The organism is Cupriavidus sp. WS (assembly GCF_000395345.1).
GTDB classification, from domain to species: domain Bacteria; phylum Pseudomonadota; class Gammaproteobacteria; order Burkholderiales; family Burkholderiaceae; genus Cupriavidus; species Cupriavidus basilensis_B.
This window is the reverse complement of record NZ_AQPL01000199.1, coordinates 1-25,760: the sequence shown is the minus strand read 5'-3', so window position 1 is coordinate 25,760 and position 25,760 is coordinate 1. Positions and strand designations below refer to the sequence as shown.

Genomic DNA, 25,760 nt, shown 5'->3' with positions numbered 1-25,760 from the left:
GATGGGAGGTGTAAGGGAGATACCTCCTGCTGCATAGGCTAAATATTTGAGCAAAGTCTGGCCCGACTTCACAAGAGCGGCCTAGCGGCATCGACCTTCTCGCTACACGAGTCCCGCCTCAACTACGAATCGGGAGGTGGGGTTTTTCTTGGCGGTGCTGATCCTCAGCGTGTCTCGCGCACGCGTCATGCCGACGTAGCAAAGGCGACGTTCTTCCGATTCCGTGCTTCCGTCGTCGGGGACCACTGTCTCCTCGACCCGGATCAGTGCAACGTGTGTCCACTCGCGCCCCTTCGATGCGTGCATTGTCGTCAGGACCAATGCGTCTGGTGCCGGCTCGTTGTTCTTGCGGCGCAAATACTCGAGACGCTCCGAAAACGGACCATTGAGGTTCGATAGGACGTCGTAGGTGGTATTGATGGCACGCCTGGCCTGGTCGGAAAGGACCCATTGCAACATCCACTCACGTACCCCATCGAGCACGAGAGAGTGGAATTGCCGCTCGCAAAGAGATCTCCAGTTTGTCATTCGCTTAGCGAAGTCTCGATACTTGTTGGCCGACTCCTCCGATAGCCCCATCTCCAGGAGATCCTTCTTCTTCGCCGATGTGCCATCCCAGGTCGATCCCAGCTTCTTGTGCAGCAGCATCAGTTCATGACTACCGATCCCGGCGTGACTCAGCAGCGAATCCACGCCGGACCCCGACACCTTTTGGATGAGATCAAGCAGAGTGCCAAACAACGCTGCCTCTGGACGGTCAAGGATCGATTTCCCCGCCGCTCTGAAATATCTGATGCCGTGAGACCGGCAGACGGCCTCTACGGGATCGAGAATTCGGTTGGTGCGAGCGAGTACGGCGGCAGTTTCGCCGTTTCGGAGCGAGGGCGCCAGTGCCTCGACTGCGGCCACTGCCTCTGTGTACTCGTCATCGCAGCGCTGGAAATGCACCGTTCCCCCGGCCCCGCGGTGCGCGACCAGCTCTTTCTGGATCCGATCCTTGTTGTTCCGAATGACCAGGTCGGCGGCCGCCAGAATTTCCGCGCGAGAGCGGTAGTTCTTTCCCAGCACGACAGTCTTGGCATCGAACTGATTGATAAACTGCTCCATACCGCGAAAGCCGAGTGCCGACCTGAATCCGTAAATGGATTGGTCGTCGTCGCCAACCACGGTCACGGTTGCGCCGGCGCCGGCATGCGCCGCCGTCCACTGCGCCTGCAGATCATCGCAGTCCTGGTACTCGTCCACGAGCAGATGGGTAACGGGGTACGGGTCCAGTGTATTGCGGCGCATGCCGTCGACCGAGAGGCGAAGCATGTCCTGGAAATCGATTTTCCCGTTCCGCTCCAGCGCCTCCTGATATGCCTCGTACAACTGGGAATCCACCGTTCCAGGCTCGGGGGCAGCGAGTACCGTCTTGAGGCGCTCGATCGCGGCAAGAGCGTCTTCCATCTTCCAGTCGATGCCAGTGTCCTGAAGCACCTGGGCGACGATCGCGACGCGGTGCCCACTACTTACGATGTCGATCCGACTTCCGGACGCACGATGCAACTGCTTGTAGGCGAGCGAGTGGAAGGTGCCGGCGAGCAGGCGCTTTTTCGCGGAGGGCACGGCAAGCGCTAGGATCCGGTCGCGCAGCTCAATTGCCGCGTCTCGACTGAACGTTACTGCGCCCACGGTTACCTGGGGGTCGGCGAGCAGCGTCGCGGCCTTGGCCGCGATCGTCGCCGTCTTTCCGGCGCCCGGTACAGCGACCGCGACGCAATGCCGGCGAAGCTCCACCACTTCACGCTGCGCGGGATTGAGCCCCGCTAATACCTCATCAAGCGCCATCAAAGGGTCTCGGTTGATATCGTGAGCCCGGCACGTAGTGCCAGCATGTGCCCCGATGAACTCCCCATCAGGGCTATGGGGGAATCATCGGGGACTTGGTGCCAGCAAGTGCCACTAGCTGGCAGAGGCCAGGACGGAGAAGGTGCCACGTGAGGGGACCAACTCCCGCTTCGAGGCACATGTGCCGTCGACGCCCTAGTTGTCGAAATATCCTCCGCTTTGGGTGTCAAGCACCCCGAACCGTAGTCATGAGCTTCAGGTGCGTGGTGTAGCTGCGCAGGCCGAGCGGCTGGAACTTCCGCAGGAAACGCATCACCTCCTCGTTGACGTCGGTCTGATCGCGGATGCCATTCCACACCATGAAGTCGAACTGATCCATGGTTTTGTCGAACCGGATGAGGACGTGCAGTACCCGCACGGCGAAGCGAGAGTACGCCTGCACCTCGAGGTCGACCGACGGCCGCGTGATGGTCGGTTCGAAGATGATGTCGTTCTTGGCCTTCATCTCTTCCTGGCGCTGACCGCGGTAGGCCGTTGCCACCCGCTGTTGCTCATCGACATACGCTTCCAGCTTGGCCAGCTCACGTTCCAGGAATGTCTCGATCGTAGACAGCTCAGCGCGCGAGAACGTGTTTTGGCCGAAGCGCTGCAGATTCAGGCTCATCCGATTCATGTACGGCCACCACTGCTCGAACAACGGGCGCAGGCGCGTGTGATTCAGCCGGAGGCCGACCACGACAACCGATGCCCCAGCCAACTCGCGCGTGAGGATCTGCAAGCCAAGCTCGCGGCGCCGGCGGACGATCGCCTGACGATCCTCCGGCGAGAGCTCCCGAAACAGCTTGCGGGTGCGTTCGACCGCGGCCCTCTTTCGCTCCAGATCGGCCGAGGAAATCAGCCCCTCCTTGCGCAGGGCATCCGCCGACTCCTCCATCGCGAGCAGCTCGTCATCGACTTCCAGCGTCTCCGACTCCGGACGCGTCTCCGCAGTGACCGCCAACGCATCCGCGTCGGGGGCAGCGGGAAGCGTAATCTCTTCGCGCTCAGCGATGGTCGCCAGTTCGGTTGTTGCAGTCATGGTATTTCTCCCAAAGGCGGCAGGGGGCTGCCCGAAAATAAAAGATGTGTTGGTCGGCGTGCTATCGACCGACGTGAAACGAGGAAGCCAGGCGCCAGCAGAGGACGCCGGCCAAGCCAACGGCACCGCTCCACCAGTAGGCGAGCAGCGGAACCGGTACAAACATGGCTGAAGACGCAATGCCGAAGCAAAACAACAATCCATGGGCGGCGACGTGGAACGACACCGGATTCGCGAAGCCGGCCGAGGCAGCCTTGATTCTTCTGGCCACCGCGCCGTCGTTGAGCAGCGCCGCGAGGACCACCAACGAGCCGAGCAGCCAGTAACCGGCAACGGAGGCGCGATAGACGCCTCGGTACATTGACAGCCACAGATGCCGGACCCATCGGCGCCCTATGGCGGAGGCGCCACCGTCCGAAAATTCAGTACGCGCATCGGAGCCGGAGAACGAGAATTTCATCGCGCCCGACTGCACGAACCACCGATCGAATCGTTGATTGGCTGCCTTAGTCGCCTGGTCTGCGCGATGCTCACCCAACGCTTCAGCGACAGATTCCTGCTCGGTAATGCCGATCTCGAACACGCTGTCGTCACGGAGCATCGGCGCCGCAACGCAGAGCAAGAGCGGGGTGGCCAACAACCAGAGGCGAATGTGAGATGCGAATCTGCTCGCCATGTCAGAGCACCCACCGAAGAGCGATCATGATGGGAAGACAGAATGTCGCCACAATGGCGCCATAGAACGTTCCTGGGCGGTCGGACGCGATGCGGAGCAACGCAAAGCAGGGCGCGGCCCGGCCGGCGACGAAGTGGTCCGGCGCGGGACCGAGCGGCTCCACCTCCTCGCGGTGCATCCGAATCCATGTGGCCATCGACGCGGCCAGCTCGCGATCGACGCCGGTGACGCGGGCGGCAATCGCAATGGGCCACCCATCGACGCGAGCCCGTAGGGCCATCGCCTTAGTGTGCAAAGTCGCGAGCGACATCGTAGGCCTCAAAATAGCGGCAGAAGGAATGCCCGGTCAGGACGCGCGCCGCGAGCTGAAATGCAGCACTGCGTTGAGTGACCGTGCCGGGCACCGGCTCATTTACGACCTGGCATACGTAGCCGGGTGCCTGGCGTTGTTCGAAGGCAGGGATAGGTTCGTTGAACGGATACCAGACGGTGTACTTCTCTCCCTTGAACGCGGCGTATCGCATCGTGTAGAGGTCGTGGGCACGGCCAAAAAGCCCTTTCATGAACGCAACGTTGGCGTCCCCATGCTTCCGCGCCGCACGCCAGGCTGTGATTGCGTCGACGAGCATCTCCTTGACCAGCGGCTCCTCACGAACACGGAAGTTCACCCCGATGAAATCGACCACGCGCGTGCACGCGTCATCCAGATCAGGAGACAGGTTGAAAACCGGCGACAGCTTGGCCGAGAGCTTGTACTCCTTGGCGACCTGTCGGAAAAGACTGGTGGACATTGATAATTAACCTTGGATGATGGGAATGCGACCCTGGTAGACAGAGCCACCGGAGATGCGCAGAAAGTACTGCAGATTCGGCAGCATCGTGATGAGCTCTTTCGGGACCAACGGAACCTTCTCGAGCTGTGAGGACCGCGAAACCGAGCCGCTGAATTCACCAACGTGGGCTTCGGTACCGGTGCTGGTGCTGCTGGAGGTGACCAGGTTACGGATCGCTGTATTACCAATCTTCTCGGAGATCCACTCCGCCGTATCGGTGTCTTCCAAGCGTAAGACGATTTGGTTATTCAGATTCGCCAAAACCTGCATCATTTTTGCTACGTTTCCGAGCTTGGAGGTGATATCGGAACGACTCTGGAAGGCGGCGAACACATTGAAACCTGCGCCGCGGCCCTTGTTCAGGATCTGGATCGCCTGCTCGTTGATGGCCTCGGCGATCTCGTCGATCATGAGAACTACCTTCGGCGGCTTCTTGTAGAAGTTGTAGATCGCTCCCGCCACGGATGCGACATCTGCCAGGATCATCGACATAATGGCTTGAGCGACCATTGAGTTCGAGAGCGAGTCTGCACCGACGTAAAGCACAGCCTTCTGCTTGATCACCTTGTCGATGTCCCAGATCTCACGGTCGTCTTCGAAGTCGTCGGCCTTGGGCGCGAGCATCAGGCCGGTTTCGCCAGTGGCGAGCATCTGCAGCAAGGGCAGGACCGAAGCAATGATCCGGCCGTAGTGATCTCGGTCATGCTGATAAGTGGACACCAGGCCGTCGATGGACTCGTGACCGCGGCCGGCGTTGGCGAATCGGTCAACATACATTTGCACCATCGCATCAAGCAGGGTACCGCCGGCCCGCTGTCCGACTTTCTGCATGAAACCATTGGCCTCATCTTCCCAATCGCCCATCCCCGCCTCTGGGAAAAATCGACGCAAGCCCCGTTCGAGTAGTGCATTGACGCCACCCTGAGCGTAGCGAAGAATTGACCGGAGGTTGGGCTTGTCACCGACGTACAGTTCGCCCTTCACGCTGCGATCCATGAACAGGAACGCAAATTGTCGAAACGGACCTTCCTCCATCAGTTGCGCGACCCGGCTTGGAATCTCGGATGGCTGTGACCAATTCTCGAGCGGATTGAGCCGGATCGACTTGGAGGGTTCGGCCTGTTTCCAGTAGAGGAACTTGCGGCCCGCGCGCTCGCATTCGCGCTTGACCCTAGCAATCCATTCCGCATCGGACTTCGGGTCGATGATCACCAGAATGTCCTCGCGACTGTGAATTACCTGCGAGGAAATGATCTCGAACGTGCGTGTCTTGCCCGCGCCCGTCGTACCGGCGACGAGCGTATGGCCGGGCATCGCCTTGTAGTGAAAAGGGACAATAGCCTTGGCCGGCTCCATCCCGTGGATCCACGACTGACCCTGTGGCAAGCGATCACGAATCGCGTTCTTGGGCGCGAAGATCTGCTCGACGCGCGCAGTTGCGGCATGGGGAAGCCACTTGGGCAGGCCGGGAATCTCCGTGGATGGCATCCGGAGAACGTCGTGAGCGATCTGGCAGTGCTTCTGGGTCCATTCGAATCCCGTGCCGAGGTACATTGAATCGATGTCCCCCTTCATCCGGATGCTGATGGCGATCAGCTCGTCGATCCCAATGAGGGACAGCCATTTGGTCGAGATGGCCATGCGAAACTTCAGTGCGCCCCATACCTGCGCGGAGCGAGCCGCCAGCATCAGGGCGCAGAACAGCGCGAAGTAAGCGGCGTGAGGCATCCCAGAGAGCGGCAGCAGCACCAGGGCGAGCGCCCAGCCTATCGCAGCTCGGAATTCGAAGATCGGGCGGAAGTGGCTGACGTAGTGGTCCATTATTGCGATTCGCTGGATGTGGCCGGGCGGGGTGCAATAAGGCTGCCGATCTTGTCGACCAGTAGAACGTCCTGGCCGACCTGCTTGAAGAGGAGCTGCTGCTTGCGCAGGTTGTCGAGGAGCGTCTCGGAGGCGATGCCATAGTTGCTGAGCACGCGCTTCGGAATAGCGAGGCGGTCCTCCACCCAGGCGACCTTGACTTTGCCGGCCGCGACGTCCTGGCAGAGTGCGCGGAAGAAGTCGCGCATCAGGTTCGATGGTGTTGTAAGCACAGCGGAAAATGGATCCCCGGTAGCCTCCTTGCGCACCGTCCGCTCACCATCGAGGCGCAGTACGTTCGGGCGATCCGTCTCGGTCCCCGCGCTGGTTGCGTTGTTCTCTTGAGGCCGTCTCCTGTCGGCGGCGGCCTCGGCCTGGCTGGGGGCGACGGACGCCGACTGGGCACCGTCATTGGTCGCAAGCGCGGGTGGTACGGCCGCCGAAACTGGTGCCACTTGGGGCGATGCGCTGCCGCTCGCAGAGAGCGCGGCAGCGCTCGGCGCGGCCGTCGCATCGGGCGAAAAGGCGGCGCGTCGCGCCTTGATCTCAAACTGCATCACAGCGTCAATCGCTTGGCGAGCGACCTTGTGCAAGAGCGTCTCAAGTCCGCTGGGGCGTGGGTCTGGGTTGATCGAACCCAACAGATCCGACATGACAACGCTGTCGAATCGCTCCAGCCGCTCCGCGCCGAGAATATCGCGAGCGAGCAGGGCAGTGCGCATGCGCTCAACCGGCTGTTCCGTTTCGCGCCGCACCACACGGTAGGTGTCCGGCCCGAGCCACGGCCCGAACGCGCCGTGAACCGCCGGCACCCATTCTGCGTCGTCGCGATTCCGGAAGAACTGAAAGTTTCGGCACGGCTCGTCCAAGCGCGAGCAACAGGCGGCGAGGAAAAGCGCATAGAGGTACTGCGGCTCAAGTGCACGCCGGCGCTCCGAAGGTTGATCGGCTCCGAACTTCTGCCCACCGGACAGACGCATGGCAAAGTAGGCGGCCTCGACAGATGCTCGAAAAGCGCCACCGGGTTCAGCGTGCTGATCGGGGCGCAACGGCATAGAGGAGAACCACTCTGCGCAGCACCTCAGCACGGAGAGCCACTGTCGATCAAAGTCAGCCGGATCAGCTTCGTTCGCATACTGGCGCACCAGGGCGATGCGATCCCGGTGTTGGTCGAGCAGAGCGGAGGGATCGGTGGTGGTGTGGGAAGTCATTTCTTGCCTGCCAGTTTGCCGCCAAGGCCCCACGCACCACGGCCCAGCATCTTCATGGCGCCGCCGCCGCTGATCCCACCGCCAGTGCCGAAGATTGAACCGGAGATCTTGGGAATCTCAAGGGCTACGAACACCAGAATGATCGCCATGCTGAGTGCGTAGCTTGCCCCGATGTAGGTGTCTCCACCGATAACCCCAACATCTCCGATTGCGATTAGCAGCGAAGCGGAGACGAGTTGAGCAATGACTGCGGAGACCACCATGTACAGCGAACCCGTGAACATGTAGTCGAGCCACGCCGTGAAGTACTTGCGCGTGTAGTCGCTGAACCCGAGAGCCACCCCAATCGGGCCAAGAGCGATGCCAACAGCGACTTGGAAATGGCCGAGAAGGATGAACCACGAGTAGATGAGCGCTCCGACCATCAGCGCGATGAATGTGAGGACGAACAGAAGCGCCTGGATCGCGGCATCTATGAACTTCAACGGGTTCGAGAATCCCGCGACGAGGGCACGAACCACGGCTTCGAAGAAAACACCTGCGGTCTTGGCCAATGTCAGCGGAACGTTATAGATGTCATCCCCATCGTTGATAAGGGATGCCAGGTCATTAAACCAAGTGAAGATACCCGGCGCGAATGTGGTATAGCTGACATAAATGGAGGCGAAAATGCCTATCACGATCAACGTATCGAACATGTCTGTCCACGCGCCTACTGGGTCAGACGTTGCGGCGAATCGCAGGCCGGCAAGCACTAAGGTGATCACGCCAAGCCCAAAAGCGAGTTTGTCGGACTCCTTCCGCGTTCTATCACTGATGCTAGTTGCGCCCTGTATAAGGCTGCTTCGGAGTCCGTTTAGCTTGTCGAGGGTCTTCTTGATGCCTGCGCCCACGTCTCCGGATTGGCCAGCAGACGATGTAGCCGCCAGTGTCGATGCACCGGTTCCCGCGGCGCTTGTACCGCCGGAACCGCCGCTAACCGATTCCTGAGCGTGAGCCAAGGGCGTCAACGGTAGCAGGAGGATGGTTACAGCCAGGAGACGGCTCCGGAGAAAGAAAAGAATGCGCTTCATTTCAGCTCGATGATCTTTTGACGCTGGGCATCGCGCTGTACTTGGAGATCTCGGGCGAAGTCTGCGGATTCCGTCTCGATGGCTACGGCCTTCTGGTCTTTGTCGGCGTCGGACTGCGTCTTTGCGCTCATCAACTGCAAGACGTTGGAGTTCTGGCTAGCGAGAACATCGAGCATCTGGTTGGTAGTTTGTGCGGCGGCCTGCGCGGTCGGTGTCAGATTGGTCTTCTCCTGAATTTGCTTCCGACGCTTGGCGAGGGCCTCCGTGTTCGAAAAAACCTTTGAGCCCAGATTGAAGAGGCTCTTCGCCGTCTTGTCCCCATTCGCCAGGAGCGAAGCTTGATCCTGAAACCACTGGGAAGATGTCTTGCCGGAGGAGTGGACCATGCTTTGGACGCGGTGCAGATAATCGACACTGTCGGAGACACCGCCGTACAGATCCTTCAAGGCGGAGCCATAGGTCTGTAGATCGTTGATGTTGTCGGAGATCGAAGAAACCTGCTCTGCGAGCGAGTCCGAGTCCAGGCCCGTGGACTGGAGCAGTTGGTTGGCCATCATCTTGTATTGATAGATGATGTTCGTGTTCTCGTAGACTTCGGTCTTCACCGACTGGAGGGCGGAGACCGTCGTCTGTGCCAAATTGGCGACGTCGATGACAGGGAGCCCGGTCGCGGTCGCCCCGGTTGACGCGACAACGCTCGCCGCAAGTGCGGCTTTGCCAATCAATCTCTTCAGCATATTCAGTTCTCCTCAGGCGGAACGCGCGAGCATCTCGCGCACATAACGGTCGTGCCAGTCGGGGGCGCCCGTGGCCATGTGTTGGTCCAGTACGTGTTGAGCAACGCCGTCCGAGCGAAGCATCGCCACCATTTCGTCAGAGAACGTGCTTTGCAGCATGCGAGTCTGATCGCGTGTGATCCACAGGTAATCCCGATTGGGGACCGCATCGTTGATCATCTGGATCTGGTCATCGGTCAGCCCGAACTTGTCCTTGTAGAGGCCCTTGCTGGTGTTGGCCTGGCTGTTGGGCAGATAGATCAGGTTGCCGATGTTGTCCTTCAGAATCTCGAAGTCCGGAACGCGCTCGAGCTGACGCAAAGATTGCGTTGCCATCCAGATCGCGCCGTTGAGCTTCCGAATCGTGGTGATCCAGATATCGAGGCGGCGGAAGAAGCGCGGGTACTGGAAGAAGAATCCAGCCTCTTCCAGTTCGATGATCGTGTACCGGCGCCCATCCATAGACAGGCTGATGCGATGGAAAGCGTAGTCGACGAAGAGTGCCGCGGCACGGGGATACTTCTCGAATAGGTCCCCCATCTCGATCGACAGGTTGTCGCTGACCACGAACGCGTCCTCAGCATGGTCGAAGAAATTGCCGTACTGGCCACCCTTGAGCCATACCTGCAGGCGTTCACGCAGCGTGTCGTGAAGCAAGGTCGCAAGAAAGCCGAGCGTCCAGCGCTCGCGCGGATAGGTTGCCAGGATCTTCACTGCCTCGAACACATCGGACGACTGCTGCGGCGTGACGCTGAAATCGTCGTCTTCGAGCGCGAGCGTCACCCATTCGCTGACGTAGGTGAAATTCTTTGAGTCATTCAGCAGAGACAGCGGGTTGATCGGCGTTGAGCTTTGGAACTTGCCAGTCACATCGATGAATTTGCCCCCACTCAGCAATGTCGGAATGCGGGTGGAGCGATCCTTGTCGAAGCGGATGCGGCGTGCATCATGACGCCCCGCCTGGGACACCAGGAAGTTCAAGAACACGGACTTGCCGGCACCGATCGGTCCGATCACGAACAGGTGCCCATTGCCACCTGGCTGGTGCAGATCGACGCGCTGAGCCGTGCGGTGTCGCGTAGGCAGGCAGGTCAGCGGAGGTACGTCCTTGCCGGCGAGCCCAGACAGCCACTTGTTCTGCGATGGTCCAGGCTGGACAGAGCGAACTGGCGCGATGTCGGAAACGGCGGGCGTCTCGACAAACTGCAGCCGACGTTGCTTGTCCCAGCGGCCCGGCAGGGTACTGTTCCACGCCGCCATCAAGTTTGCCTTCTCACGGATTGACCCGAAGCCTGCGTTGGTCAGTGCGCCGACGACCTCGCTGACGGCATCTTCGCACTCGGACTCGCTGTGGCCATAGACGACGATCGAGATGTTCGCGAAGCCGTGTTGAACATTCTCGGCTGCCAGGCGCTTAAGCGCGACGCCGGCTTCCTTGGCAAGCTCGATACGGCCCTCATCGTTCTCCGGTTCCTCCTTGGCGAGGTATTGCTTGAGAATGCCCCGGATGTTGAAGGATGCCATCTTGTAGAAGCGACGAACCTTTTCGATGTACGCGGTTGCCCGAGCCGTGTCCAGAAACCGATACATGATGCAAACATCAATCTCGGCGTCGATCTGCATGAGGCTGTCCAGCGCCGCCTCCTGGAAGCTCATCCATTCCTTTACGGCGATGATGGCGCCATAGCGCTTCCCGTGAGCCGATTCGAACAGCAGTCGCTCGGATCCCGATGTCACCTCAGATTCGGTCAGGTGCGTGTCGAGCAGCGTCACCGGATACCGGATCCGGCGGGGTGGCACACTGGGATTGGCGGTCTGATGCAACGACGCATAGCTGTCCTGCATGACCGTCCGCTTCATGCGCAGCCGAGGCACACCACCGACAAACGCGTCGAGGATCGACTCGAACCGCTTCGCTTCCGTTGTCACACGTTCCAGATCGAAGGCGAACGCACTCCGCGCGAAGAGGGAGTCCTTCGTGGCCTCGAAGATCGCCGCGTAGATGCTCTTGCCGCCGACTGTCATGTGGAAGCCGACTTTGTCGAAGAACTTGGCGATGCCGGTCTCCGGCGTGTAGGCCAATGCCAGCGAATGGGTATTCCGGAAATACTTTCCGGTGGTCATGTGCGCGCGGTTCAGCGCGTCGAGGCGCGCATCAGCGGCCTCCGAGAAATCGCCTTCCACATAGTCGTGGGTACGCCGGTGCCGGAGCCGCCACCATGCGGTGATCCGATGGTCGAAGCTCTTGCACGCTTGGTCGAGTTGTTGGCGCGCAGTGCTGATATCACCCGCGTTCGGCGAGTCGGCATCGACCCCCTCGAAATCGTAGGTAGCGAGCAGTGACCCGTCCTTGTTCAGGATCAGTTCGGGCGTGATGGAGGTCAGCCACGGCGCGATTTCATACAGTGGGCGTCGCTTCAGCATGGCAGGTCGCTGTCAAAGCCGTAGGGCCGGCGGAACAGGGAGTGCAATTTGCCATGCCACGGCGTCGACTCGTACAGATCGCCATACTGGTTGTAGACGTTGAGCACCTGATTCCACCAGGGGTCACGCGATGTGAGCCAGGCGAGTAGCCAGTGGGAGAACATGCCGAGCACGACGAACGCGGCCGGAATCTTCCAGCCGCTTCGGAAGGTGACGTACACCAGCAAGACGACGATCAGTCCGTTCGCAAGGGCCAAGCCTCGAACTGCCCCCCCAATCTGTCTGGGGCGGGAGAGGCCAATGCTGACATGGTGCTCGCGCATGCTAGAAGCCGCTGCAGGCGGCGCCGATGCCAAACTGCTTCATGATCGCTGGCGCCGAAGCCGCAAGGCCGACCCCCATGATCAGGCCCGACAGAACCTTCATCATCGTGGACTCAGCGGCGGCGAGTGCAATAAAGCCGAAGACCAATAACACGAGGCCACCAACGAATAGGTACTTCGTGTTGACGAACGTCGCGAGGCCGCAGATGAAGATCCCGAGATTCGAGAAGGCGGGAATCTCTTGGGCGAGGGCGGGGGGAGCTACGGTGAGGAGCGCGGCCAGCAATACGACCGGAGCGGCGTACTCGCGAACGATCGGGGCAGTGCGGTGGAAGGTGCGATTCAGCATGATTTGGTTTCGTGGTCAAAAAACGCGTTGGAGGTCATAGCCGTTCTTGCGTGCTCCCTTGATCTCGACGATCTCGGAAACGTGTCTGGTCTCTCCCGTGCGGCGCATATGCACCACAAAGTTGAAACTCTCGGCGATAAGCTTCCGCATGTCGTCGAGTTCCCAGCGAGAGCCTTGGGGGATGCCGAGCATGGCGAGGCTTTCCAGCCGGGCCAGCGCCGCAGGTGCGCTGTTGGCGTGAAGGGACGCCATACCCCCGTCATGTCCGGTATTGAGGGCCTGAAGCAGGTCGAACGCTTCTCCACCGCGGACTTCGCCCACGAGGATGCGGTCAGGCCGAAAGCGCAAGCTCAGCGCGACGAGCTGCTGCGTGGTGACGTTCTTGTCGGTGTTCGAAAGCAGCCGGACCGTGTTCGGCACCTGCGGCTTGAGTTCCATCGTGTCTTCGATCGTCACGACCCGCTCGGATGGCGGGATCGCTTCGACGAGTGCGTTCAGGAAGGTGGTCTTCCCCGATGAGGTACCGCCGGCGACCAGAACGCTTTTGCGGCGGACGACCATCTGCCCCAAGGCTTCCGCCAACGCTTCGTCTTCAACGACTCCGTTGAAGATAGGTCGGTCGGTTTCTGCGCTGCGGGCGTGACGCAACGAGAAGGCGCCGGCCTGCGCATAATCAGCGAGGCTCAGCTTGGTCTCACGATGCCGCCGAATACTCAGCGCGTGGCCGTCGATCGCGGTCGGCTGCATGACCGCAGCAATACGTAGTCCCTTGTGGCCGGCGTTGATGATCCCCTGGGCGGTGCCGCGGACGGCCGATTTCTGCACGGATGAGGCAAGGGCGCGCACTGCGCCCTCGACTTTGGCCGGTTCGAGCTCGATGTCCAGCCTGATCAGTTGACCCCGGCGCTCGATCCATACGCTCCGGTGGTTGTTGATCATGACCTCGGCGATGTCGGGCGCTTCGAAGTACGGACGGATGGGAGACAGTGACTCGAAGAACATCGCGACGGCGCTTTCTTCGAGTTGGCTCAGCTGCAGGAAAGGGTGGTTGGCGGCTACTGGATCCATGCCCGCTATTGTTGGCGGGCTTGATCGTCGCGTGTGGTGCGAAAGCTATGCGATCTTCGTGAGCATTCGGCGAAAATGCGAGAGCGCTTTCTGCGCTTCACCCGACACCAATATCACGATATTGAGTTGATCTCGGAAAGGCGCACTCAAAATGCTAGCTTTCGACGGAAAACCTGTTTTGGTCGCTAGACGCTGTGGTTTGCGTTCGGATGGGCCCTACTCATGCCGTCGAATCAGCTGAGACCGAAGGCTTGAGGGGCAGGCGGCTCATTAGGTCCTCCTGGAAGACAGAGAGTTGAATTAAAGCGGAATGCTCACGAAAATCGCATAGCTTTCGGCTCTCTACATCGGGGCTTTCGCTGTTTCAATTGGCGGCATCCAATAGGACGTTGCCGCGCATGAAGCTCTTCTCCAAAAAGTCCGATCAAGCCAAAGCCGTGGCTGTGGCGCCGGGTATGTACGCCGGTGAGAGCCCGAATCAATTGATCTTCGATCGGACCACGCGTATCGCCGTCGACCGGAATCACTGGAAGATCGCTACCTTCGTTGCTGCAGGCCTTGTATTGGCGGCAATCATGACGCGAGAGGCTCCGCCGTCGGTGGTCAAGGTGGTAGGCGTATCGAGCGACGCGACGGGCAAGCCGATCACGCGCGAGCTGGAGTCTTACGTGCCACAGAGCATGCAGCTGCAGTGGGCGTTCAAGGATCTCGTGACGCGCATGTACACCATCGAACCGATCCTCACCCCGCAGATCGAGGATTCCCGGATGTCGCGGAGCCTGCGGACGGTGCGGGATCAGATGATCGGATCCGCGCGCGACCAGTTTCAGGCATGGGTCGACGACGACGCGCCGTTTCGCTCCATCAGCGCCTCGCCGACGCTGGTTCGAGAGCCAAAGGTGACGAACATTGCGGTGCTTCCTGACAACACGGTAGTGGTCGAGTTCATCACCACCACATCGGAAGATGGGTACAAGCCGCGCCGCCAGCGGTACGCGATCACGTTTCGATACCAGGTGAAGCCCCCGCAAAGCGACGCGGCGCTCGGCCCCAACCCATTCGGCATCTACCCCGTTTTCTTCAGCATTCAAAAGTCTGCCGTTTGAACGGTCACGGCACGCCCGCAATGGAATCTCCTATGACTTCCCGGTTCTCCTCCCTTGCCATTGCTCTTGCAGTGGCCATGTTGTTGTCGTCCCCCGAGGGGCATACGGCGGACAAGCCGCAAGCCGGAAAACTGGGGCTGCCCGGCTTGGGCATTGGCAGTCTCAGCGATGCCATGAATCCCGCCAATCCGTTCAATGGTGGGGCGGATCCGATGGCGTTGCCGGGCGACTCGCGGCTCGTGGTCTTCACCTATAACCGCGACCAGATTTTCCGCGTACTCAGCGCCCCGCTGAAGATGACCACGATCGAGTTTCCGGACGACGAGCAAATTGTTGGCGATCCGGCGTGGGGTGAGAGCGTCCGGTGGGACTACGATACCGACGGCGCGAACCATCTCTACGTGAAGCCGCAGGCCCCTGGCCTCGTCAACACGCTTTCGGTGAATACCAACAAGCGGAGCTACGAGTTCACCCTCGTATCGTCCCCGCTTGGCGGCATCTTCTACCAGAAGGTGCGTTTTCGAATCCCGGCCTCGATTTCTGCGAAGGTGAAAGCACGCAGCGAGGCGCGCGCCGAGCGTGCTGAGCAGGCAGACCCAGTGGCGGTGCCGGACGCGCATGCGCGAGACGGCGATATCGTGGCCGTCTCCCCGGAAAAGCTGAATTTCGACTACAGCATTTCCGGTAGTGCGGACTTCAGGCCGGATACGGTCTTCGACGACGGGAAGTCAGTCTGGCTGCGGATCCCGAACGGCGCCGACTGGCCCGTGGCGCTGATAAAGGACGGCAGCGACTTCGTTGTGGTCAATTTCATCCGTCGCGGCGACTACCTGGTGGTGCAGCGGCTGGCCAAGACCATCGCGCTGCGGTCGGGCGACACGGAGGTGAAGGTCGAGCGCGGCCGTCGTCGCATCCTGGGGCTGTTCTAATGCGTCGCGACAAGAGCGGTCGGGACAAGAGCGTCTCCGATGTGAGCGACGCGCAGGATCGGACGGTCAAAGGCAAGCTGCCGCGCAATATCGTCTACTCGCTGGGTGCCGTGGCAGCCGTGCTGGTAGGCGTCCTTGGCTACTTCTATCAGTCGCAGACCGACGCGAAGCTGGATGCTCAGGCCGAGGAGGAGCGTGCGACCCTCCTCAAGCAACGCGCGAACACTGCGGATGGCGGGCAATCCCTCGACCGGACCATCCGCGAGCAGCAGCAGAAGGCGCGCGAAGAAGCGGAGCGGCAACGGCAACTTGCGGTGAAACCCGACACCAGCGGCAAGACGCCAGTGATGACGGCACGCGATCTCGGCGGCCCGGTGGAAAAGTCGGGTCCCGATGCGGCTAAGAATGAGCTTGACTCCATCTATACGTCGCCTGTTTTCAAGACCGGCAGCCGCAAGTCGCAGATCAATCAGGTCAAGGCCCCCGCCGCGGGTCTTGTGGATGTCACGGACCCCGTGCAGATGCGGCTGCTGCAACAGGCAGCGGCTGCCCGTACGGCGGCGGCGACCGCGGGGGTGACGAACGAACCCGCGGCCGCGTCCATGTCGGGCGACAAACAGTTCTTGAAAGAAGCGGCCGCGGTCTCCACGCTTCGGACGGGATTTGATGGCAAGCTGCCCAAGTGCACGCTCAGTCGCGGGTTCATCATTCCGGCGAACTTCGTTGGGGGCATGAACTCCGACAAGCCGGGCGAATTTCGCGCGACGGTATCGCAGGACGTATTCGACACGGTGAAAGGGGATTGCAGGATCATCCCTGCCGGCTCGACACTCGTCGGCATCTACAACAGCGACATCGCGATCGGGCAAGAGCGGATTCTCGCAGCGTTTGTTCGCATGCAGCTTCCGAACGGCAAGACCGTTCCATTGCTCGGCATGCAGGGCGCGGACCCGAATGGCTATTCGGGCATCAGTGGCGACGTCAATAACCACTTCTGGAAGATCTTCGGCGGGGCGCTCGTCATTGGCGCATTGCAGCTGCGTTTCAACGATACCCCCACGGCGACGACATTCGGTGCTGGCGGTGTCACGGCATATAGCAACGCCGCCGGCCAGGTGGCCACGCAGACGGCGCAAACGATCCTGAACCGAAATCAGGGGATTCGGGCAACCATCACGACGGACCCGGGCCAAAAGATGATGGTCCAGGTCAAGCACGACATGGTGCTGGAGCCGTATCGTGATTAAGTCCATTCGCTGCTCTCTCGCGGTGCTTGCTTTTGGCGCTGGCTGCGCGCACGCGGCGACGATCGAGGCAGTCATTAGCCCGAACGCAATCGTGGTCCGTGCCGACGGCCAGCCACGGGTGCACACGATCGAAGGCCGCCCAGTCCTGTACTGCGGGCTGGACGCATTTCTTGGTTGGTCGGCGAAGTTGATCGGGGCGCAGATCGAGCCTGGTGGCGCCGCTGGCCCAGAAGTCACGCTCGGCGGCACGATGCAGCCGATCGCTACGCTGCTTGCCCGCGAAGGCTGGTTGCGGCCGGCCGCGCTGGTCGAAGCAGCTCAGGCCGCGATGACGGAGCGAAGGGGCGGATGGGCCTGCGCACCGAAGACCGAAGCGTTTTCTCAGATGAGCGAGCGTATCGATCCCAAGATACTCGCCGGCATCGCGATGAACGAGTCCGCGTTTGGAGGCAGGCCGTGGCCGTGGACGCTCAACGTTGCCGGTCGCGGGATGTTCTTTGCTACCCGTGAGGACGCCTATGCGGCGATCCAACAACTCATCTCGGCACGCCGGTGCGATTTCGACGTCGGTCTCATGCAGGTCAACTGGTGCTATCACAGCCGCCGCTTCGAGTCGGCCTGGGCGGCGCTCGCGCCGGCGACGAACATCCGCGTTGCGGAAAGCATTCTCGCCGAGAACCTGCAGCGTAGCGGTTCGTCGATTAAGGCGGTGGCCTGGTACCACAGCGCTGACCCCGCGCGCGGCGGCCCGTACTTCCAGCGCTTCATGAATCATCTCTCGCAGTTGGACACAAAAAAATGATCAAACCGCTCCTTCTCTCCGCGCTGGCGCTGGCAGCGAGCGGAACCGCGCTCGCCGCGGATACGGACCCACTCGATTTCGACTATCAGGTGGTCGCTCGCGCGGCGGACCGGCCGGCGCTGATCTTCAACGACGGTTCGGCGACCTATATCCAGCCCCGCGCCGGCCAGCAGGTCCTGGCCGAAGGCGCGCAGCAGAACGGCCCGTACTGGGTCGTGGATGGTGTGCCGGATGTGGTGCGGTACACCGTCGGCGGACAATCGGTTGTTGCCCGCTGGAAGCGGGCCAATGGATTCACCTCCGAACCTGCCAATCCGATCGGCGACTTGCCGAAGCCGCTGGCAGCGATCTCCGGGCGCATCGCCCTGATCGGTAGCTACGGCAACCTCCCGTTGGTGCGGCCGGGCCATTCGTCGTTGCCGCTTGCGCAGATGGTCCGCACCATCGCGCCAACCGGCTGGAGCGGTACCGCGCAGAAGGACATCGCGTTGACCGACGACGTGACTATCGACACGCGTGGCGGAGAAAACTGGCTCCAGGCGTTGGGTCGGGTGCTTGAGCAGCGCAACCTCTACGCAGAGGTCGATTTTGGGCGCAGGAACATCGCTTTGCGCGGGACCCCGCCGAAAGGCTTCGCTGTCGAAGGCGTAGCGCGTGCCACCGTGGCTGCGGGGCGGCCGGAAGTGCCGGAGCCAGGGCTGAAGACCGAGGCGGCTGCAAAGCCAGCGGTTGGCCCGATTGGTACGGAACCTCCCGAAGGTCCGTCGCTGGCCAGTGCGTTTGATGCCGTGGCGATCCGCGATGCGAAAAACGGCAAGATCGAGATTCGGTTTGTCGAGCAGCCCAAGGGTTTCGTGGTGCGCGACGTTGGAGGCAAGACGCTCGATGTGGACTGGAACGACGCCGAAAAGGTGCTTAGCTTCCCGACAGTCGATCAGTTCGTTGCAGTCGGGGGCGGCAAGTCTGTCGAGGTCGCGCGCGTTCCCGGCATTGCGTACCTCTTCCCCACGGACAACGGCGCCGGCCTGGAGCGCATCTTCGAGAAGGATGGCGCAACGTACCTGAGCTTCGCGAAGTCGATGGTGAGCATCTCGGTATTCGGAGAGAACCGCCAGGCCAGCGGCGAGCAGAAGGACCGCTTCTACAAGTTCAACGGGATATCAGATCACCTCACGGTGATCGCCGATGGCAATGTAGTCCAGGTCGATCGCGTGCCGGAAGTGCGCTTCTACGAGCGAGCGGCGAACCGATGACGCGCGTCCAATCCGTCTTGAGCAGGGCCTGCATCGCAGCGGTCATCGTGCTCGCACCTGCGGCGCATGCGGATTGTCTGGACGAGGCCGCGCAATACCAGCAGCTGAGCCCCGTCCTGCTGCGCGCGATCGCGCAGCACGAGTCCGGCATGCGAGCGAGTGCAGTCAATCGCAATGCCAATGGCACCGAGGACATCGGGCTCATGCAAATCAACTCGGTCCACCTGCCGAGGCTGGCCCGTTATGGCATCACGCGCCAGTCGCTCTTTAACCCGTGCGTGAACGCCTATGTCGGCGCTTGGGTGCTGCGAGATTGCCTGGACCGGAATGGCGCGACCTGGAACGCCGTCGGTTGTTACAACGCCGGCGCGCCCGAAAAGCGGTTGAGGTACGCCAACCGCATTTACCAAGTGCTGCTGCGCACGCAGACCCGATAACCGAAGGAACGTCACCATGTCTCAGTTTTCATGCAACCCCCGGCTCGCCCGGATTCTGGTCACCGTCGGGGTGATCGCTGCCAGCGCGTATGCAAATGCTGCGGCGGCGACGTCGCCGTTCGGTGTCGAGCCTGTCGGCAGCTTCGAACCGACCAAGCCGCTGACTGGTTCCGGCTGGCAGCCGCTGGCCAGCGTGACCAAGCGCAGCGCATCCACTCCTGCGGTTTCGGTACCAGTGGCGCCTGCCGCCACGGCTCCGAGCAACGTGCCGGTGGCGGCGGGGCCCTCCATCGATTCGAAGACCGACATCGTGCCGGCTGCCGTGGCCGCTCCCATTGCAACCGTGCCGAGCGCACCGGCAGTGCCGACGAGCTGGGTAGTGTCCCCGGGCGATGGCACGTTCCGCCAGGTCATCGAAGCGTGGGCGCCGCGCGCGGGCTGGACGCTGGCTCCGTGGGAGCTGGACAACGACGTCCCGGTGGAGGGGACCGACAGCTTCGACGGCGACTTCAAGGCAGCCGTGCGCCACCTGCTCGCTTCGACCGAACTGACCGACTACGCGCTGCAGCCGTGCTTCTACTCGAATAAGCGCGTGCGGGTCGTCAAGGCCACCACGAAGTGCGACCCGAGCCTTTAACTGGACCAACCCGACATGACACTCAAAATTCTCGCGCGTCCCGTCGCCGGCGCGCTGCTGACCACGATGATCCTCTCGGGCTGCGTGTCGCCCCAACTGCTCGAAGGCAACCAGAAGGCGGTTGACGGCCTGCAGGCGAGCTCCGACGAGATGACCGAGTCGCTGTATGCCCGCATGCGTCGGGATCGAGCGGCGATCGAGCGCGCGCAGGAGGTGGACAAACCGTTCCTGGCAGGCAAGGCGGTGCCGACATCGCGCAACGTCACGCTGCCCCTGGCGCTGCGCAAGGACGTTGACACGTTGGTCATCTTTCCGGACCGTTCGATGCCCTTGGCGGTGGCTGGCCAGCGGATCACGATGGCAACCGGCATTCCGGTCAAGATCGAGAACGATGTGTACCTTCCGCCGGCTGCCCTCATGCCGCGCGGCACAGCCGCAGCGGCGGCGAACAGCCGCACGGGCAATGGCAATTCGCCCAGTATGGTGCCGACGATCGGCCCGGCACCCACGCTCGGCGGTCCGCTTCCGGCCGGCCTCGCCAGCGCCGCCGGCGGTGCCCCGAACCAGGCCGTTCCGCTCGTTGAATCCGCCTTGAACGTCGAGTTCAAGCAAAGCGAGAAGATGCCGCTGGCCACGATGCTCGACCTCATCGCCACGCGGCTGTCGATCAACTGGGAATACGTGCCGAGCAAGAGCGTCATCCGCTTCTACCGGCTCGCCACCAAGATGTGGCAGTTGCCCATCCGGCCGGGCAAGAATTCGTTCTCGACGGAATTCCGGCAGACGACGCAGGCGAACGGCGCCAGCGGCAATTCCGCGGGGCAGGCGGTGCAGGTCGACACGGCGACCAAATCCGAAGCCAAAGACATCGACGATTTCGAGAACATCGGCAAGAGCATCGAGCCGGTGCTGACCGTCTCGGGCTCCATGTCGATCAATCCGTCGACCGGCCTGCTGACGCTAACGGACACGAAGGAATCCGTGGATCGCGCCGACGAGATACTCAGGCGGCAGATCGGCATCTATTCGCGGATGGTCTACGCCAAGTTCCAAACGGTGGACTTCACCATCACTGACACCGGGCAGGCGGGCGTGGACTGGAATGTCTTGCTGACCAAGGCGCTCGAGCACGTGCCGGGCTTCTCGCTGACCGCACTGTCGCCGACGTCCCTGGTGGGCGCCGACGCTGGCAGCCTGGGCCTGTCCATCACTTCTGACGGCTTCAACGGCACACAGGCAATCGTCAACGCGCTCAAGCAGTACGGCACGGTTTCGACCTCCGTCACGGTGCCGATTGCGATGCGCAACCGCCACGGCGCGCAGTACAACAACCGCCGGCAGTTCACCTACGTTTCAAACACGACGCCCGCGGCGTCGACCGTCGGTGGAACTGGCGGCACGCCGGGTATCACGACGTCGACCGGCACCGTGGGCTTCAAGCTCACCATGTTCCCCGATGCGACTTCGCGCGACGACGTGAACATGACGCTCGCATTCGACCAGTCTCAGCTCGACGGGGAGATTCAGACCTTCACGTCCGGCACGGGGGCGAACCAGCAATCCGTCCAAGTGCCGAAAATCTCCGGCAAGGGGATCAACGGCCAGGAAGTGACGGTGCGCAATGGCCAGACCGTGATCGTGACGGCGTTCGACCAGAACGACACTGCCACAACGCACCGGACCTTGGCGGAACACTTGCCGCTGCTCGCCGGCGGCAGCTTGGCCGCATCGCGCTCGCGGACCTTCACCCTCGTGCTGCTCACGGTGATGGTGCAGGATCAGGGAGCGGCTGCCCAATGATCCTCGACATCCACGGCAAGAAGGTCGCCTTCGGGATGCAGTGGCGCACGCTGACCGGCAGCGACGCGCCGGCGGCGCTCGCCGCCCGGGTGGCGAAGGAAGTTCGGGCCACACGGATCTGGCACGAAGAGTCGGCGCTGCACATGGGCTATCTCGGCTCGGCCGATGCGCAGGTGAAGATCAAGGACAAGCTCTACTCCGCGGCGGCGGCCCTCGCGCGCATCCCACAGCTTTCTCCGAATGCGCTGTTTGTCTTCCACCTGCAGGCGCATGGCAATCACGTCGGCTACCTCGTCTGCGGGATCGTGAAGGGCAGGCCGCGCGTCGGCTTCGACCAGGTGCTTACCGACGAGAGGGAGCTCGCGGCACTGGTGGTGGACTTCGTCTCCAAGTGCGACGGTCAATTCAAGCTGGCTGGCAATGCGCCAGAGATTCAGGGGCTGTTCCCGCCCGACACGCGTGCAATTCATGTGCCGTTCTCGCTTGAGCAGATCGCAGAGGGGCTCGGCCCGCATGCGCTGCTGAAGAAGCCGAGCGCGATCACGCAGCGCAAGCAGGCGATCGTCCTGGGCGTTCTCGTGGTGCTCGGCATCGTGGGCTGGCAGTACAGCGCTCAGGCATACCGCGCCTATCAGGCCAAGCTCCACCCGCCACCTCCTCAGAAGTCGCCGGCGGAGCTTTACGCGGAGGATGTTGCGGCGCGCGCGAGCGTGCCGGTGGCTCTGGCTTCTACCGCCATACCTCGCTTCATGGCGTGGTTCACGACGGCGGTCCCATTGCAAATCGGTAGATGGTCACTCAAGACCGTGACGTGCGACCGGGTGGTCACGCCGAAGACGACCTGCAAACTGGTCTACGAGATCAAGAGCACGACAAAGGGCGCGACCAACATGACCTTTCTGGGAGCGCTGCCCGACGACCTGGCCAACCCGACGTTCCGCAACGAGGACAAGGAGGTGGAGGTGCAGGGTGGCTTTGAGACCGGTCCGGAGTTGCGGCTGACAGCGCTGCTCGCGCAGCTGCCGAAGCCGATGGCATTGCGTGCCGGCTTCGGATCGACTCTCCAGGCGCTGCGGCCGGTAACTGGCAAGGCTGTTCTGGGCGATACGGTCTTGTTCGGCGTGGTGCCGGCAGGGGCGATCGGCATCGAACACGCATACCGGACCGCGTCGTGGCAAGTCGAAGGCCCGATGCGCAATGCAACCGAGATCGTGGCGTTCCCGAGTACTGCCGCGCTGGACCAGATCGTGGCGACCGTCAACCTCGACGCGCAGCCAGCCATCAAGCAATCGAAGTTCATGCTCGCGCTGACCGGCACGGCCTACGCGCGCGATTGAGGAAAGGAGAAAAACGTGAAACGCACCCTCATTACCTGCGCCGCGCTCGCAGTTGCTGCCGCTGCTGGCGCAGCCCACGCCGAGGACGCGAAGCCGATGACCGAGACGCAACGCCTGATCGCCAAGGATGCGCAGCTGGCCGAGCAGCAGCTCGATCAGGAGCTCGCCAAGGGAGCGCCGCCGCCCATCGTGTCGGTCGCTCCTGCCGGCGCAACCGCCGCGGCTCCCAAGGACCGCGGCCCCCAGACCGTCGCCGTCTATGGAGTGGACGCGTCCGCGCTCGGCATTCGCAAGGAGTTGCGCGGCTATGTGCGCTGGCAGGGGCAACTGTATCCGGCCAAGGTGGGCGGCACGATCCGCGGGTACACGGTGGCGTCCGTGACGGAAAAGGGCACAACGCTCACGCGCGGAAAGACGAAGCTGGTTGCCAATCTGGTGGAGGAGGACCTGACTGCGCTCCCGGGCCAGCTGGTGGACCCCGAGCCGACGGTATCCCGCAAGGCGGATCCGGTGCCGGCGGGCGTCGGCGCAGGGACCGCGCCAACGGCACCGCAGCCGCAGCCTGTGATGCCGTTGCGGGCGCCTGCAATGCCCGCGATGCAGCCAGCGCCATTCCCTGTGGCCGCGACGGCTACGGCGAAGAGCTGAATGGTCATGAAATTCTTCAAACGCGACACGGCGGCTCACGGCGCTCCCACAACGGGCGGCGTGACAGTGCTGTCTGGCGCAACACAAGCGCTGGTGCCGACCGGCCCGGCTGCTCCACACCTGCATGCGACGTCACTGGTCGCGGCGGCCGCATCGAACGGCGGCGATGAGATCCGAACCGTCGATGATCTGCCGCAGTTCGTGCGGCCGCTCTATGACGACCTTCGGATGTCGCCGTCGTTGCGCCATGAGATCTGCCCGGTGCTGGTGAGCGAGCCGAAGAGTGCCGGTGGCACGGAGCGCGGCGAATACGCGCTGATTCTCACGCGCGAGATGCTCAGTTCGGACTTCACCGAGGAGATTCAGCGCCAGTTGCGCATGCGCTACGACGCAGCGGCAAAGTGCCTCTACGTGGCGGCGGCGCAGGTCATGGTGACGCTATCGCGCGGCAGTTTTGATTCGAGCGGTGGCCGCGAGGAGATTGTCGGCGCAATGGGTCGGCGAAGCGGCAGCGCTTTGTGGCAGAACTTCGAGTCCGCGATTCGGTTTGCTTTGACGGAAAACGCATCCGACCTGCATTGGGAGGCGGTCGACCACGGCGGCATGTCGCAGATCCGCTTTGCGATTGATGGCCATCTCGTCGCCCCGCCGGAGTTCCGAATGGAAACCGGGGTGCTGCTCGATACGTTGGCCCACGTCTGGCAGAAGGGCAAGGGCGGCTCGCAGGGGGTGTTCAGCCGCGTGTTGCCGCAGCAGACCAGCATTCGTGCTCGGGTCGACGACCAGGCGGTGGTGTTGCGCTGGGCGTCGATGCAGAGCGCCACCGGGCACGTCACCGTCATGCGGATGCACCGCGAGGAGGTCGAGGACAAGTCCGTCGATTTCGTGACCGACCTCGGATATTTCCCGAGCCAGGCGGAGATCATCTATCGCACCACGCTCCAACAGGGCGGTGGCACTGTGTTCGTTGGGGTGGTCGGCTCCGGGAAGACCACGTCCGCCCATGCCGTCATGCAGAAGCTGCCAGACTGGATGCACAAGATGGCGGTCGAAGACCCCGTCGAGCTGCTCGCACGCGGCACGCACCATTTCTCGGTCGCGCGGACGTTGGATGGCGCGAACCGGGACGAAGACCCGTTCATCGCGGTGAAGCGCCAGATCAAGCGGATGAACCCCCACTTCGTGATGATCGGCGAGCTGCGTGACCACGAGTCGGCGGGCCTCTTCCGCGACGTCGCCGGCGCCGGCCTGCGTGCGATGACCACCGTGCACGCGCCCGGCGCTCTCCAGGCGCCCGACCGCCTTTCGGATGGCGAGTTGCAGATCCCGCGCAGCGTGCTGGCGACGCCCGGTTTTGTGAACCTCTACGTCTACCAGGCTCTGATCCCGAAGACCTGCTCCTGCGGTCACAGGGGCGACGCCATGAAGCAGATCCTGGGCGCCGAGAAGCTCAGGCAGATCGAGCGGCTTTTCCAGTTCGACATCGACGGCATGCGCGTGCGCAACATGGAGGGCTGCCCGCTTTGCCGGCGCCCGAATCTGCCAATGCTCAACGGCATCCGCGGCCGGACCGTTGCCGCCGAGATGTTCGAGCCCGACGAGCAGGATCTCGCGTATATCCGCGATGCTCGGAACCTCGAACTCGCAGCCTACCAGCGCAGCAAGCGCGTGCTCGGCTTCGATCAGCCCGACAGCACCGGCAAGTCCTGCTTCGAGGTCGCGATGTACAACGTGTTCACCGGCGTCGTCGATCCGCGCGAGGCCGAGCGCCTGAGCTCGATGGATGCTTACGAGGCAAAGCTCGCACGTCGCAAGATGCGCCACGATGGAGTTTCTCAATGACGATGACCGAAAAGATTCGCGGTGCGTTTGCCAAGGTGGTCGGACGGCCAGTCTTGCGCATGGGCGACCGCATGTTTTCCGACAAACTGTTTTGGGCGAAGCTGCGCTTTCGCTCAGAGCGCGCGCAATACTACTTCGACCTGGCCAAGCGTATCGAGGCCATGCCGGGTGAGCCGATCTCCAACCATTTCGCGAAAGATGCGACCCGCCGGGCGGGCGAG

General features: G+C 62.1%; 24 protein-coding genes and 1 pseudogene. 12 read left to right on the top strand and 13 right to left on the bottom strand.

Going from position 1 to position 25,760, the window contains the following annotated elements:
• Positions 1-102: 102 nt before the first annotated feature.
• From K206_RS0116630 to K206_RS0116570, 13 genes are all read right to left on the bottom strand, one after another.
• Positions 103-1,830 (bottom strand): ATP-dependent helicase, encoded by a 1,728-nt coding sequence (locus tag K206_RS0116630; RefSeq protein WP_020203523.1) that lies wholly within the window; start codon positions 1,828-1,830, stop codon positions 103-105.
• A 226-nt stretch (positions 1,831-2,056) separates the two neighbouring features.
• A complete protein-coding gene (locus K206_RS0116625; RefSeq protein ID WP_020203522.1) occupies positions 2,057-2,908 on the bottom strand; it encodes a hypothetical protein in 852 nt (283 codons plus the stop codon).
• Between the two features lie 61 nt (positions 2,909-2,969).
• On the bottom strand, positions 2,970-3,584 hold the full coding sequence (locus K206_RS0116620; RefSeq protein ID WP_020203521.1) for a DUF4400 domain-containing protein: 615 nt from the start codon (positions 3,582-3,584) through the stop codon (positions 2,970-2,972).
• 1 nt (position 3,585) lies between these two features.
• The gene (locus tag K206_RS0116615) at positions 3,586-3,894 is read right to left on the bottom strand and encodes a hypothetical protein (protein WP_029043722.1); all 309 of its coding nucleotides are present in this window, start codon (positions 3,892-3,894) and stop codon (positions 3,586-3,588) included.
• Positions 3,869-4,375 carry a hypothetical protein gene (locus K206_RS0116610; RefSeq protein WP_020203519.1) on the bottom strand — a complete coding sequence of 169 codons (507 nt, stop codon included), beginning with the start codon at positions 4,373-4,375 and terminating at the stop codon, positions 3,869-3,871. The genes K206_RS0116615 and K206_RS0116610 overlap by 26 nt, the downstream gene beginning before the upstream one ends.
• Positions 4,376-4,381: 6 nt before the next feature.
• Positions 4,382-6,238, bottom strand: a complete 1,857-nt coding sequence (gene traD / locus K206_RS0116605) for a conjugative transfer system coupling protein TraD (RefSeq protein ID WP_020203518.1) — start codon at positions 6,236-6,238, stop codon at positions 4,382-4,384.
• Positions 6,238-7,488, bottom strand: coding sequence for a TraI domain-containing protein (locus K206_RS0116600; RefSeq protein WP_020203517.1), 1,251 nt, complete (start codon positions 7,486-7,488; stop codon positions 6,238-6,240). Before K206_RS0116600 ends, traD begins: the two co-directional genes overlap by 1 nt.
• Positions 7,485-8,561: a type IV secretion system protein gene (locus K206_RS0116595; RefSeq protein WP_029043721.1), complete on the bottom strand. Its 1,077-nt coding sequence runs from the start codon at positions 8,559-8,561 to the stop codon at positions 7,485-7,487. Before K206_RS0116595 ends, K206_RS0116600 begins: the two co-directional genes overlap by 4 nt.
• A complete protein-coding gene (locus K206_RS0116590; RefSeq protein WP_020203515.1) occupies positions 8,558-9,298 on the bottom strand; it encodes a hypothetical protein in 741 nt (246 codons plus the stop codon). Before K206_RS0116590 ends, K206_RS0116595 begins: the two co-directional genes overlap by 4 nt.
• 12 nt (positions 9,299-9,310) lie before the next feature.
• Positions 9,311-11,761, bottom strand: a complete 2,451-nt coding sequence (locus tag K206_RS0116585; protein ID WP_020203514.1) for a VirB4 family type IV secretion system protein — start codon at positions 11,759-11,761, stop codon at positions 9,311-9,313.
• Positions 11,755-12,084 (bottom strand): VirB3 family type IV secretion system protein, encoded by a 330-nt coding sequence (locus K206_RS0116580; protein WP_020203513.1) that lies wholly within the window; start codon positions 12,082-12,084, stop codon positions 11,755-11,757. The genes K206_RS0116585 and K206_RS0116580 overlap by 7 nt, the downstream gene beginning before the upstream one ends.
• A gap of 1 nt (position 12,085) precedes the next feature.
• Positions 12,086-12,433 carry a hypothetical protein gene (locus K206_RS0116575; protein ID WP_020203512.1) on the bottom strand — a complete coding sequence of 116 codons (348 nt, stop codon included), beginning with the start codon at positions 12,431-12,433 and terminating at the stop codon, positions 12,086-12,088.
• 15 nt (positions 12,434-12,448) lie between these two features.
• Positions 12,449-13,501, bottom strand: coding sequence for a CpaF family protein (locus tag K206_RS0116570; protein WP_020203511.1), 1,053 nt, complete (start codon positions 13,499-13,501; stop codon positions 12,449-12,451).
• Between the two features lie 398 nt (positions 13,502-13,899).
• Here K206_RS0116570 and K206_RS0116565 point away from each other — a divergent pair, with 398 nt between their 5' ends.
• The 12 genes and pseudogenes from K206_RS0116565 to K206_RS38475 form a co-directional block, all read left to right on the top strand.
• The gene (locus tag K206_RS0116565; protein WP_020203510.1) at positions 13,900-14,607 is read left to right on the top strand and encodes a type IV secretion system protein; all 708 of its coding nucleotides are present in this window, start codon (positions 13,900-13,902) and stop codon (positions 14,605-14,607) included.
• A gap of 20 nt (positions 14,608-14,627) precedes the next feature.
• Entirely contained in the window at positions 14,628-15,536 is a 909-nt protein-coding gene (locus K206_RS0116560; protein WP_029043719.1) for a TrbG/VirB9 family P-type conjugative transfer protein, read from the top strand.
• On the top strand, positions 15,536-16,783 hold the full coding sequence (locus K206_RS0116555) for a TrbI/VirB10 family protein (protein WP_020203508.1): 1,248 nt from the start codon (positions 15,536-15,538) through the stop codon (positions 16,781-16,783). The genes K206_RS0116560 and K206_RS0116555 overlap by 1 nt, the downstream gene beginning before the upstream one ends.
• Entirely contained in the window at positions 16,776-17,585 is an 810-nt protein-coding gene (locus K206_RS0116550) for a transglycosylase SLT domain-containing protein (RefSeq protein ID WP_020203507.1), read from the top strand. Before K206_RS0116555 ends, K206_RS0116550 begins: the two co-directional genes overlap by 8 nt.
• Positions 17,582-18,838, top strand: coding sequence for a hypothetical protein (locus K206_RS0116545; RefSeq protein ID WP_020203506.1), 1,257 nt, complete (start codon positions 17,582-17,584; stop codon positions 18,836-18,838). Before K206_RS0116550 ends, K206_RS0116545 begins: the two co-directional genes overlap by 4 nt.
• Positions 18,835-19,275, top strand: a complete 441-nt coding sequence (locus K206_RS0116540) for a lytic transglycosylase domain-containing protein (RefSeq protein ID WP_020203505.1) — start codon at positions 18,835-18,837, stop codon at positions 19,273-19,275. The genes K206_RS0116545 and K206_RS0116540 overlap by 4 nt, the downstream gene beginning before the upstream one ends.
• A gap of 16 nt (positions 19,276-19,291) precedes the next feature.
• On the top strand, positions 19,292-19,912 hold the full coding sequence (locus K206_RS0116535; protein ID WP_029043717.1) for a toxin co-regulated pilus biosynthesis Q family protein: 621 nt from the start codon (positions 19,292-19,294) through the stop codon (positions 19,910-19,912).
• Positions 19,913-19,927: 15 nt separating this feature from the next.
• Positions 19,928-21,712, top strand: a complete 1,785-nt coding sequence (locus tag K206_RS0116530; RefSeq protein ID WP_020203503.1) for a hypothetical protein — start codon at positions 19,928-19,930, stop codon at positions 21,710-21,712.
• On the top strand, positions 21,709-23,049 hold the full coding sequence (locus K206_RS0116525) for a type 4b pilus protein PilO2 (RefSeq protein ID WP_020203502.1): 1,341 nt from the start codon (positions 21,709-21,711) through the stop codon (positions 23,047-23,049). The genes K206_RS0116530 and K206_RS0116525 overlap by 4 nt, the downstream gene beginning before the upstream one ends.
• 15 nt (positions 23,050-23,064) lie before the next feature.
• Positions 23,065-23,697: a hypothetical protein gene (locus K206_RS38480; RefSeq protein WP_020203501.1), complete on the top strand. Its 633-nt coding sequence runs from the start codon at positions 23,065-23,067 to the stop codon at positions 23,695-23,697.
• A 6-nt stretch (positions 23,698-23,703) separates the two neighbouring features.
• A complete protein-coding gene (locus K206_RS0116515; protein WP_029043716.1) occupies positions 23,704-25,539 on the top strand; it encodes an ATPase, T2SS/T4P/T4SS family in 1,836 nt (611 codons plus the stop codon).
• Positions 25,536-25,760, top strand: a pseudogene (locus tag K206_RS38475) (pilus assembly protein TadE); the annotation flags it as partial. The gene K206_RS0116515 and the pseudogene K206_RS38475, both read left to right, overlap by 4 nt.

Bases quoted from the DNA above. Each gene is read 5' to 3' on its own strand.
- K206_RS0116630 (WP_020203523.1), bottom strand. From the start codon at position 1,830: ATGGCGCTTGATGAGGTATTAGCGGGGCTCAATCCCGCGCAGCGTGAA.
- K206_RS0116625 (WP_020203522.1), bottom strand. From the start codon at position 2,908: ATGACTGCAACAACCGAACTGGCGACCATCGCTGAGCGCGAAGAGATT.
- K206_RS0116620 (WP_020203521.1), bottom strand. From the start codon at position 3,584: ATGGCGAGCAGATTCGCATCTCACATTCGCCTCTGGTTGTTGGCCACC.
- K206_RS0116615 (WP_029043722.1), bottom strand. From the start codon at position 3,894: ATGTCGCTCGCGACTTTGCACACTAAGGCGATGGCCCTACGGGCTCGC.
- K206_RS0116610 (WP_020203519.1), bottom strand. From the start codon at position 4,375: ATGTCCACCAGTCTTTTCCGACAGGTCGCCAAGGAGTACAAGCTCTCG.
- traD (WP_020203518.1), bottom strand. From the start codon at position 6,238: ATGGACCACTACGTCAGCCACTTCCGCCCGATCTTCGAATTCCGAGCT.
- K206_RS0116600 (WP_020203517.1), bottom strand. From the start codon at position 7,488: ATGACTTCCCACACCACCACCGATCCCTCCGCTCTGCTCGACCAACAC.
- K206_RS0116595 (WP_029043721.1), bottom strand. From the start codon at position 8,561: ATGAAGCGCATTCTTTTCTTTCTCCGGAGCCGTCTCCTGGCTGTAACC.
- K206_RS0116590 (WP_020203515.1), bottom strand. From the start codon at position 9,298: ATGCTGAAGAGATTGATTGGCAAAGCCGCACTTGCGGCGAGCGTTGTC.
- K206_RS0116585 (WP_020203514.1), bottom strand. From the start codon at position 11,761: ATGCTGAAGCGACGCCCACTGTATGAAATCGCGCCGTGGCTGACCTCC.
- K206_RS0116580 (WP_020203513.1), bottom strand. From the start codon at position 12,084: ATGCGCGAGCACCATGTCAGCATTGGCCTCTCCCGCCCCAGACAGATT.
- K206_RS0116575 (WP_020203512.1), bottom strand. From the start codon at position 12,433: ATGCTGAATCGCACCTTCCACCGCACTGCCCCGATCGTTCGCGAGTAC.
- K206_RS0116570 (WP_020203511.1), bottom strand. From the start codon at position 13,501: ATGGATCCAGTAGCCGCCAACCACCCTTTCCTGCAGCTGAGCCAACTC.
- K206_RS0116565 (WP_020203510.1), top strand. From the start codon at position 13,900: ATGAAGCTCTTCTCCAAAAAGTCCGATCAAGCCAAAGCCGTGGCTGTG.
- K206_RS0116560 (WP_029043719.1), top strand. From the start codon at position 14,628: ATGGAATCTCCTATGACTTCCCGGTTCTCCTCCCTTGCCATTGCTCTT.
- K206_RS0116555 (WP_020203508.1), top strand. From the start codon at position 15,536: ATGCGTCGCGACAAGAGCGGTCGGGACAAGAGCGTCTCCGATGTGAGC.
- K206_RS0116545 (WP_020203506.1), top strand. From the start codon at position 17,582: ATGATCAAACCGCTCCTTCTCTCCGCGCTGGCGCTGGCAGCGAGCGGA.
- K206_RS0116540 (WP_020203505.1), top strand. From the start codon at position 18,835: ATGACGCGCGTCCAATCCGTCTTGAGCAGGGCCTGCATCGCAGCGGTC.
- K206_RS0116535 (WP_029043717.1), top strand. From the start codon at position 19,292: ATGTCTCAGTTTTCATGCAACCCCCGGCTCGCCCGGATTCTGGTCACC.
- K206_RS0116530 (WP_020203503.1), top strand. From the start codon at position 19,928: ATGACACTCAAAATTCTCGCGCGTCCCGTCGCCGGCGCGCTGCTGACC.
- K206_RS0116525 (WP_020203502.1), top strand. From the start codon at position 21,709: ATGATCCTCGACATCCACGGCAAGAAGGTCGCCTTCGGGATGCAGTGG.
- K206_RS0116515 (WP_029043716.1), top strand. From the start codon at position 23,704: ATGAAATTCTTCAAACGCGACACGGCGGCTCACGGCGCTCCCACAACG.